General features: G+C 33.9%; 13 protein-coding genes. 6 read left to right on the top strand and 7 right to left on the bottom strand.

Annotated elements, in window-relative coordinates:
* Positions 1–232 precede the first annotated feature (232 nt).
* The gene (locus tag ACFXN8_RS25745) at positions 233–691 is read left to right on the top strand and encodes a 2-thiouracil desulfurase family protein (protein ID WP_376069956.1); all 459 of its coding nucleotides are present in this window, start codon (positions 233–235) and stop codon (positions 689–691) included.
* A 266-nt stretch (positions 692–957) separates the two neighbouring features.
* Here ACFXN8_RS25745 and ACFXN8_RS25750 read toward each other — a convergent pair whose 3' ends face one another.
* From ACFXN8_RS25750 to ACFXN8_RS25760, 3 genes are all read right to left on the bottom strand, one after another.
* Positions 958–1,359, bottom strand: coding sequence for a hypothetical protein (locus ACFXN8_RS25750; RefSeq protein WP_386848237.1), 402 nt, complete (start codon positions 1,357–1,359; stop codon positions 958–960).
* A 320-nt stretch (positions 1,360–1,679) separates the two neighbouring features.
* On the bottom strand, positions 1,680–1,922 hold the full coding sequence (locus tag ACFXN8_RS25755) for a hypothetical protein (RefSeq protein ID WP_386848238.1): 243 nt from the start codon (positions 1,920–1,922) through the stop codon (positions 1,680–1,682).
* Complete coding sequence (locus ACFXN8_RS25760; protein ID WP_386848239.1) at positions 1,909–2,283, bottom strand: hypothetical protein; 375 nt, start codon at positions 2,281–2,283, stop codon at positions 1,909–1,911. The genes ACFXN8_RS25755 and ACFXN8_RS25760 overlap by 14 nt, the downstream gene beginning before the upstream one ends.
* Before the next feature lie 275 nt (positions 2,284–2,558).
* Between ACFXN8_RS25760 and ACFXN8_RS25765 the strand changes: the two genes are divergently transcribed.
* From ACFXN8_RS25765 to ACFXN8_RS25775, 3 genes are read left to right on the top strand one after another with little or no spacing between them, the layout of a single operon-like run.
* The gene (locus tag ACFXN8_RS25765) at positions 2,559–2,735 is read left to right on the top strand and encodes a hypothetical protein (RefSeq protein WP_386848240.1); all 177 of its coding nucleotides are present in this window, start codon (positions 2,559–2,561) and stop codon (positions 2,733–2,735) included.
* Between the two features lie 16 nt (positions 2,736–2,751).
* Positions 2,752–2,865 (top strand): DUF4184 family protein, encoded by a 114-nt coding sequence (locus ACFXN8_RS25770; protein ID WP_386848241.1) that lies wholly within the window; start codon positions 2,752–2,754, stop codon positions 2,863–2,865.
* A 56-nt stretch (positions 2,866–2,921) separates the two neighbouring features.
* Entirely contained in the window at positions 2,922–3,476 is a 555-nt protein-coding gene (locus ACFXN8_RS25775; RefSeq protein WP_386848242.1) for a DUF4184 family protein, read from the top strand.
* Here the strand turns inward: ACFXN8_RS25775 and ACFXN8_RS25780 are convergent.
* From ACFXN8_RS25780 to ACFXN8_RS25795, 4 genes are all read right to left on the bottom strand, one after another.
* The gene (locus ACFXN8_RS25780; RefSeq protein ID WP_386848246.1) at positions 3,380–3,580 is read right to left on the bottom strand and encodes a hypothetical protein; all 201 of its coding nucleotides are present in this window, start codon (positions 3,578–3,580) and stop codon (positions 3,380–3,382) included. The genes ACFXN8_RS25775 and ACFXN8_RS25780 overlap by 97 nt on opposite strands.
* Before the next feature lie 92 nt (positions 3,581–3,672).
* Positions 3,673–4,158, bottom strand: a complete 486-nt coding sequence (locus tag ACFXN8_RS25785) for a DinB family protein (RefSeq protein WP_386848243.1) — start codon at positions 4,156–4,158, stop codon at positions 3,673–3,675.
* 158 nt (positions 4,159–4,316) lie between these two features.
* Entirely contained in the window at positions 4,317–5,024 is a 708-nt protein-coding gene (locus ACFXN8_RS25790; protein WP_386848244.1) for an ABC transporter permease, read from the bottom strand.
* Between the two features lie 21 nt (positions 5,025–5,045).
* A complete protein-coding gene (locus tag ACFXN8_RS25795) occupies positions 5,046–5,924 on the bottom strand; it encodes an ABC transporter ATP-binding protein (RefSeq protein WP_376069973.1) in 879 nt (292 codons plus the stop codon).
* 639 nt (positions 5,925–6,563) lie between these two features.
* Between ACFXN8_RS25795 and ACFXN8_RS25800 the strand changes: the two genes are divergently transcribed.
* Together ACFXN8_RS25800 and ACFXN8_RS25805 are read left to right on the top strand one after the other, a co-directional pair.
* Complete coding sequence (locus tag ACFXN8_RS25800) at positions 6,564–7,772, top strand: MFS transporter (RefSeq protein WP_386848245.1); 1,209 nt, start codon at positions 6,564–6,566, stop codon at positions 7,770–7,772.
* A 250-nt stretch (positions 7,773–8,022) separates the two neighbouring features.
* A complete protein-coding gene (locus ACFXN8_RS25805; protein WP_376069979.1) occupies positions 8,023–8,385 on the top strand; it encodes a DUF4181 domain-containing protein in 363 nt (120 codons plus the stop codon).
* The last annotated feature ends 196 nt before the right edge of the window (positions 8,386–8,581 follow it).

Here is an 8,581-nt window from a genome sequence, read left to right on the forward strand (position 1 = left end):
TGGAATGGCGAATTAGGGTGAAAGAAATCCTGATGTTTCATTGGGACATAAATCATTCAACGACTGTATAATTTTGGTTAATCAACACGTGTGAAACGGTTTTAAAATAATGTTACTCATTAAAAAGAGAATGGAGTAGGTCAAAGAAGTAACTTATGTCAGTCAGTTGACAGACTTTATTAATGAGCTAAAGTTGTACTTAAACGATATGTCTAAAAAATGAGGTGCACATATGATATTAATAAGTTCTTGCTTAGCAGGGTTAAAGGTACGATATAATGGGACAGATAGTTTAGATGAAAGAATTCAACGGCTAGTGCTAGAAAATAAGGCGGTAACTGTATGCCCTGAACTCATGGGAGGTTTTTCGACGCCTCGTGAGCCCGCTGAAATTGTTGGGGGAGATGGTGAAGACGTTTTGGATGGGAAAGCGATAGTGGTGGAAAAGTCTGGCCGTGAAGTAACGGAGCTATATCTAAAGGGAGCATATGCAACATTACAGAAAGCACTCGAACTAAGTGCTACTACGGTAATTTTAAAAGAATATAGTCCATCTTGTGGCAGTGCAATGATTTACAATGGAGATTTCAATGGTACAAAATTAGTTGGTGTAGGCGCAACTACTGCATTGCTAAGAAGAAATAATATTGGTGTTTTTTCTGAAGAAGATTTTTTCACAGATATTAAATAATTTAATCATTGTAAGAGAGGAATTGGTGCCATGAAATCGAATGAAAAAAATTTCATCAAGCGATTGAAACGACAGAATGAAATCGTTTGTTTTATACCCTCACCTGTTCTTCGCTATAAATTTTCGCTCTGTTTTATGCTAATTTTCTTAAAGAGCTCCCAGACGAATCGAGCTAGGGAATCTACCCGTCAACTCGATGTAAAATACGTCTGAGAGCTCGTTTAATTTTAAAAAACTCCTGTTAAAGAGGTTTACCACCAGTTAACTTATTGAAATTCTAGAAAGTTTGGTTCCTCAGGATAGTATAGATCCTTGCGTAAGCAGACATCCCGATGTGTGAGGATTTCGCCTTTAAATCGAATCCAAATTTCATCATCTGCCATGACACCATGTGTTTTCCTCACGATGCCCCAGCGATTATAGGCTTGCATATCCAGTGAAGCCAGTAATTCTTTTGCGTTGAACCGAGTAGGGGGGAAGGTTCGCCATTTTAGCCAACGTTCCAGTTCTTCTAAGGTAATATGCCCCTCCATCGTCGGCGAAAATTGCTTGTTAAAATCTTCAATATAGTTAATGACATATGGTGTGCCACCATCAGTCGGTTTTAACTCAACATTTGCAATAATGTCATCCATCCACATCACGTCAAAAGTCATGTAATCAATCAATAGCTTCACTTCTTTCTATGAATAAATGTTTCAAAACTGGATTACGCAACTGTGAAAGTAATACGTCTTTAGCACGTCCAAAATCGTACGGTGATTGATCGATTGTCGCTACTAATTTCTCCTTATCAATAAAAGGTGGTCCTTCGTAAAGAGCAAGTTGTTTTGTGAAAGATGAATTCAGTGGTTTTGCCTTTACTTTTCTCTTTAACTTCTTTCAGCTGGTGTCCAAACACCCGCTGAAAGAAGTTAAAGCCTCCGGCGGATGTCACGGAATCGAAAAGGAGTTCTTTGTGCAAGCACAAAGCCGATTCCGGACGCAATTATGCCGAGGCATAATTGATAATTGTTAAAGGTTTGCCAGGTGGATAGTCTTTTTCATCAGATAATAGGCTAAGTCCGTTATCGAAAATAGGCGCTAGCTCCCAAGTCTTTTCTTTTGGATCGTATAAAAATAAAATATTATTTGTATGCCGATCTTCATTTAGAATAAGGGCATCAAAAGCGAATAGTTGTGCAATCTGATAATGTACAACGAGTCCTGTATACTGTTCAACCTGCGCCATTAATTGCTCGAATTTTTCTTTGTGTTTTGTTATTTGTAATAGGGTCAGTAGAGCTGAAATTTGCTTCAAACAAGCGCTCAAGTGTCACTTCCTGTTTTGTACCACGAAAGTCGAGTGAATAGCAGCCTTCAAATTGTTCACCGTCAGCCAACTGAATGATACATGGCTGATAGACGACATATTTAGAGCGATCAATAGTTGAGCATTCAAGCATGAGGGAAGCTAATACTTCTGCTTGCCCCTCATAACCTCGTGTATTTTGTTTGACCCACTTATTGCCGATACGCCATTTCGATTGATCGCCTTTACTTGAGGTACTAATAATATTTTCAGCATCGATAGGAATATGAATTGTTTCCATGTAACCCCATCCAATCTAGTTTGAATTTCTTCTATTATATAGTGTTATCATCATTTAACGCACGAAAAATTGCCCAACCAGGGGATTTATTATAAGGTCCTTATTAAATTATTAATAAATTCTTACAACACAAAAATTAATGATGGAATCAGCAGACCTTTTCATTTCTAAGTAACTTTTAGAAATGAAAAACGTTGTAATAAATATATTGATCAATTATGCCTCGGCATAATTGCGTCCGGAATCGGCTTTGTTCTTAGGCCTGCAGGTCTTTTTTGCGCGAAAGCGTAGCGGCAGCGGCAGATGTTTTTTGTGCGAAAGCGAAGCGTCAGCGGCAACAACACGAGGGCCGACACGATGTCGGTCATTTCGGTAATGCCACAGGACGTGGCGTTCTTAGACCGAGTTCCTATATTTCAGCGGGTGTCCAAACACCCGCTGAAAGAAGTTAAATAGAAGGGAGATACTATGCCATTAACATTTGCTCATCCTGCGGCAGTATTACCTTTTACCAGAAAAAGTAGATATATTAATTTTTCCGCAATGGTTTTAGGTAGTATGGCTCCTGACTTTGAATATTAGGGGAAATAGGACATACCTTCACAGGTTTTTTTCTATTCAATCTCCCTTTAGTATTAATGATTTACTTTATTTATCATCAAATTATACGTTTGAATGTAATCCACCATTTACCTAACTTTCTACAGGATACATCTAGCTACAAGGTGGTGGGAAGTAAAAAATGGAAGGTAGTTATTTTTTGTTACTCAGCATTATTTGGAATGTTAACTCATGTAGTATGGGATTCTTTTACACATACAAATGGATTTATGGTAAGGAATTTCCCAACTCTGACCTATACCTTCAATCTGTATGGCTATCAAATACCCATTTATAAATTTTTGCAACACGGTAGTACACTTTTGGGGATTTCACTAATTATCGGTTTTATGTATTACAGAGCATCATTAAATAAGAATAAAGATACTCCGAAAATTGGCGCTAATAAGAAACTCTATTTTTGGGCTTTAATATTTATTTTAACGCTACTATATGTATGTCTTTGGTGCATGATCGATAGGGTATCGATTAGCAGCTATGGAATAATGGTTGTACGTATCATAGATTCATTTTTTTGGAAGTATACTAACCATTTCTTTAGCTTTAACATATCATTAAAACAAATCAGATGATCGTAATAATAAATTGCAATAGGTCCTTTTTTATCCGGCATTAACTGCCATAGAATACCGATTGATGGAGACAAATAACGAGTAGGGGACGATAAAAACCCCACTGATTATAATTTCTCTCTATATAACAGAGGGATTAATATAAAGACAAAAATAAGCTTTGGATATAAGATGATGTCCATACTCTTTCATAAAATTATAATGTTTTCACTTGCTCAATCTTTAATCCGAAAATTTGAGGCGGTTCAATCTTGTTCATTTGTAAATATGAAGAGATTTGCCCACGATGATGGATTTCATGTTCGGGAATGGACATAAGTATTCTCCAAGCACTAACTTCATGACCATGAAGGGTTAAAACCTTATTTGACAACACATCATTGCCAATTTTCAATAAACCCTTTGTTAATTTAACTTGGCATGACTCTAGATAATTTGAAATATCCTCAAGAGAAGCCCACTTCCTAGTATCATGTCCTGCATACGTCCACGAACCATGTTCAAATATACCAAGAAACATCAAACGAGCTGATGCAATATGTCGCAATAAATCACCTATAGAAAATTTATCTTCAGAAGGTTTCCAATCTAAAAGTTCTTCAGGTATTACCTTCACATATTGCATCGTTCGTTTATGAACACCCTCTAAATATTTTATATATTCCTCAATGTCATGAATCATGTCTTCACTCTCCGAATTTTTTCTGACTTCCATTGTTTATATTCTTAATTTTTTGAAATTATTCTCTTGGAAATTTAAATAATAGGAAGGATTAATGTAAATATTGTTCCTTCATTTTGCTTACTTTTAAGAGAATTGAATGCTCCTTCTTAAGAAATTTATCTCCTTTTTCTATTCGAAAGGAGGAAGAACAACATGATGACGATGGCCGAATAGGCGAAAATCCAAGTAAATTGCCAATAAAAACTGTTAGGAATTGATTTAATAGAGTCTTCTGAGCCCATCATTTCCAATGAAAGACGGACAGGGGGAAGTAACCAAATAAGCCCTTTGATCTGAAGAATGGTCTCTTTTAAAGTAGCAATCACGACAGACACAATTAAGATGCCAAGTACACCCCACCAAGTATTTTGCTTGTTTTTAACGAGTTCTCTCGTAAATATTGCTGAAAGTGCAATCGCTAGTACAGATAAACTAAAATGTGAGAGGAATCCTAGTAATTGATGTATCAATCTTGGTTTTTCTCCAAAGGCGCCAATAAGAGTAGGGTAGGCTACTGATACAAAGCTTAAGAATAAACCAATGAGTACACAAAGAATAAAAATTCCTAAACTATAGTGTGTTCGACTTTTGGCATGAAGTGTTGTCATTACTTTTTGTCCTTCATCTTCCGCGTGAAATAGTGTAATTGTAAACCATCCCATTAGAAAAAATAGAATGATAGCTGTAAATGAATAACTATCTAATATTGGATTTGGTACAAAAGTATAATTAACAACAAGACATAATATGAAAATTGAAAAAGGTGGAACATATTGATAGGTTCTTAAATAATTGATAAATTGATAACGTAATAAACTAGTCATATTGGCGTCTATTCTTCCTCATTAAAAATGGGTATAGAATTGTTCCTCCTTTTCATTGATCGGGATTAATTGTTTAATTGAGGTTTTTTTGTGTAGTAGCTCTAATAATACTCGGTCTGTTTCCTCTGCATTAATAATGGTGATGACCTCATAACAACCGTTGTCTAAAAGATTTTGCTGTTGAATTTCAAGAATAGATAGCATGTCATCTAATAAATTCACGCTTGAAATCTCAAAAATTAATTTATTTTTCAATGTATGACTCTTATGTAATGAATCAGTTTGATTGACTTTGTTATTTTGAATAACAAGAACAGTATCAACAAGATGTTGCAGTAATTTTGTTTCGTGACATGTTAAAACGATACTTAACCCTTTGGCCTTTAATATCGAAAGGGTTTCTTCTAAATCACTTTGGGCTTTAGGATCAAGTCCTGATAATGGCTCATCTAAGATTAGTAGATCAGTGTCTTCAAGCATTGCCTGCATAATCATAACCTTTTGCTTCATACCTTTAGAAAAGTTAACAATCCGAATGTTTCGAGCTTCCTGTAAATGAAATAATTCAAGTAACTCATTTATTTTTTGCTGTAATTGTTTTTTGGACATACCTCGAATACTACCCATATGATAAAGATATTCTTCAGGCGTAAATAAAATATGTGAAGGGGTCACTTCTGGCACATAGCCAATTTTTAAAGATTGTCGATGTTTTACAATAGAACCACTATCTGCATCAACTAATTCCGCAATGATTTTTAGAAGGGTACTTTTACCGGACCCATTTTTTCCTACTAGAGCTATAATTTGATTGGCACAAATAGAAAATGTAGCATTCTCTATAATTTTCTTACCTCTATACTGTTTAGAAATGTTCTGTATTTCCATAATCGTATTCATCTTTACACACCTTTATTATTAGGCTTTTTATTGTAAGTCATTTACGTTTTTTCTATAACATACAATTTTTAAATATTAACTGTAAAATTAGTATAGATGAATATTAATTCTATTGCTAATAGAAAGTTAGTGTAATTTTCCATTTTTGGGTAGTTTGTGACCTATTAGCATAACGTGAGGTTGATTTCCGTTCCGGCTGGGCGCTTTGTTGTTGCCGCTTCGCTTTTTATAATCAAAGTGTAAATATGGGGTTATGAGGATGAATAATGAACTCCCATGAAAGAACTTAATCATCTTTCATTTTCTGTGTTGAAGTGTTGATTTTTGGCGCTTCATGGATGGCTAACGGGGCAGGTTAGCGGAAGTAGGATTCTTTTATTTTTATGGAGCATATACTGAATAAAAAAATAAAAGAATCGTAAGGAAAATAATATATGGATACTAATTACTATGGAAGTGTAATATTTTGAAAAACAATGCTATAATTCATGTAAATATTTCTTGATGATACAAAACTTGTGATAAATCTACATCCCCCAGATTTGTCCGATATATGATAGGAGTTGAATTTTAATGAATAGTCCAATCTAATATTCCCCTATTAAGCCAAAATTCGAATGAAATATTGGGGGATATATAATGAAATTGAATAGAAATTTTTCTTTATTACTATTGGGTCAGTCACTCGCTAATATAGGCGATGTATTATATATAGTCAGTGTTATAAGTACAATTTTTGTATTAACAGGTTCTACATTTGCAGCATCGTTTGTGCCATTTACGATTGCTTCTTCTATGTTTATATCCAGTCTGCTGACACCTCTTCTGGTTGAGAAATTAAATCTTAAATGGTTACTTGCTGGGTCACAAATTGTAAAAACGATTTTACTCTTTATTCTAGGATTTATGTTAATTGGTTTAACAGCAGCTAATTATTATTTTATCTTTTTAATAATAGGATTGATTGCCTTTTTTGACGGTTGTGCAAATCCAATAAGACAGACATTGACTCCATACTATGTTAAACCTGAACATCTAATTCAAGCTAATGGAATTTCAGAAACTATTACGCAGGTCATAGAAGCAGGTATGTGGTTCGTAGGAAGTTCATTGCTAATTATTATGAGTTCTCAACAACTTATTTGGTTAGTTGGATGTTTATTTGTAATTGCAAGCATATTACTTTGCTTTTTAGAAAGTGTAATCTATGAAACAACCGAGTTAAAAGGGAAACTAGAAAAGATTAAAGAGGGTTGGAAAACTTTATCTAATACTCCAGTATTAAGAAGGATTGCTTGGATAGAATTTTTGGAAACAATTGCAGCAACGGTTTGGATAGCGGCTATTTTATATGTGTTTGTCAACGATGCTTTGAACGTTGATGAAAAATGGTGGGGATTTATCAATGGAGCTAACTTTTTAGGTCTGATTTTAGGAAGTGCTTATTGTATTAAATTTTCTTCTTTTGTTGAAAAGAAATTAGGAACCTTTATTTTTGTCGGTTCATTCGCAAGTTTCTTATTCACAATATTATTTAGCCTAAACAGTATTCCTATGATTTCCTTACTTTTATCGCTCTGTGTAGGGCTTTTTGGACAAATTAAAAAAATTCCTCAACAAACGGTTATACAAACTAGTGTGTCAAAAGAACAGTTGTCAACTGTTTATACCTCATTAGGTGCTATCGGAACTGGGATTTTTGGCGTTGGCTCTCTTATTATGGGACTATTAGCGGATTTGTTAGGAATTAGAATTGTATTCGTTATTTCGGGACTATTACTTGCAATAGTAAGTGCAATTGCCCATGAAAATAAGCAATTGTTTGTTAGAAATGTTATGGAACAATAAAATTAAAAATGAAGGATTTTATTAGCTACAATGTCCTTTGTTTTTTAATGACTGTGTGATAGTTTGTGAAGTAGGACCATCAATTTTGATGGTCTTTTTTATTGAACTTATTGTACTAACGGGGGTTTTACTTCAATAAGGAGTAGAGCCTTTTTCTACTTAAACTAAAGGAGCAGGTTAATGCAATAAGGTGACTCGGAAAAATTGTGTTGTGATAAAAGGTACAATGGCATAATCAGGGGTATATATTGTGCAAATTTTATTATTTATCGTTGTTATTACAATTTTAATTTTCATATTAGAAAAAGTACTAGATAAATTATTTGGTATAGAAAAGAAAAAGATTTCGGATACATCTGCTAAAAATATTAACCGATGGGGGCGAGGTGTTCTTTTAGTTATCTTTTTATGTATGCTTCCATTTCTTTATACAAATGAAACGAATATTAAATGGTATTGGATGTTCTATATTACTTTTTTATTGGATTTTCAGGCTATTTTAGAGTGGAAGTACTTAAAGGATTCTAAACAATATATTAAAACAATAATTTTCTTGATTTTATATGAAATAATGATGTTTAATATTGATTATCTTTTTTCATTCTTTAACTAAGATTAGTTTGAGATGAGGCTGTGGCATAGTGTACTTCAACTAACGAATGCGTTTGCTTGAAGATTATTGAGCTGCCTAAACAGCTCTTTTTGCTTATTAAGCTAACGGAGCAGGTTAGTGCAAGAAGGAATATTAAAGTATAACGTTGAATTAAGTTTAGAAAATTTGAAATTGGAAGTGACTATCTAAAATGCAA

Origin of the sequence: Lysinibacillus sp. NPDC059133 (assembly GCF_042755925.1) — a bacterium.
Taxonomy (GTDB): Bacteria; Bacillota; Bacilli; order Bacillales_A; family Planococcaceae; genus Lysinibacillus.

Bases quoted from the DNA above. Each gene is read 5' to 3' on its own strand.
- ACFXN8_RS25770 (WP_386848241.1), top strand. From the start codon at position 2,752: ATGCCATTAACATTTGCTCATCCTGCGGCAGTATTACCTTTTACCAGA.
- ACFXN8_RS25775 (WP_386848242.1), top strand. From the start codon at position 2,922: ATGATTTACTTTATTTATCATCAAATTATACGTTTGAATGTAATCCAC.
- ACFXN8_RS25745 (WP_376069956.1), top strand. From the start codon at position 233: ATGATATTAATAAGTTCTTGCTTAGCAGGGTTAAAGGTACGATATAAT.
- ACFXN8_RS25755 (WP_386848238.1), bottom strand. From the start codon at position 1,922: ATGGCGCAGGTTGAACAGTATACAGGACTCGTTGTACATTATCAGATT.
- ACFXN8_RS25800 (WP_386848245.1), top strand. From the start codon at position 6,564: ATGAAATTGAATAGAAATTTTTCTTTATTACTATTGGGTCAGTCACTC.
- ACFXN8_RS25785 (WP_386848243.1), bottom strand. From the start codon at position 4,158: ATGATTCATGACATTGAGGAATATATAAAATATTTAGAGGGTGTTCAT.
- ACFXN8_RS25795 (WP_376069973.1), bottom strand. From the start codon at position 5,924: ATGAATACGATTATGGAAATACAGAACATTTCTAAACAGTATAGAGGT.
- ACFXN8_RS25790 (WP_386848244.1), bottom strand. From the start codon at position 5,024: ATGACTAGTTTATTACGTTATCAATTTATCAATTATTTAAGAACCTAT.
- ACFXN8_RS25760 (WP_386848239.1), bottom strand. From the start codon at position 2,283: ATGGAAACAATTCATATTCCTATCGATGCTGAAAATATTATTAGTACC.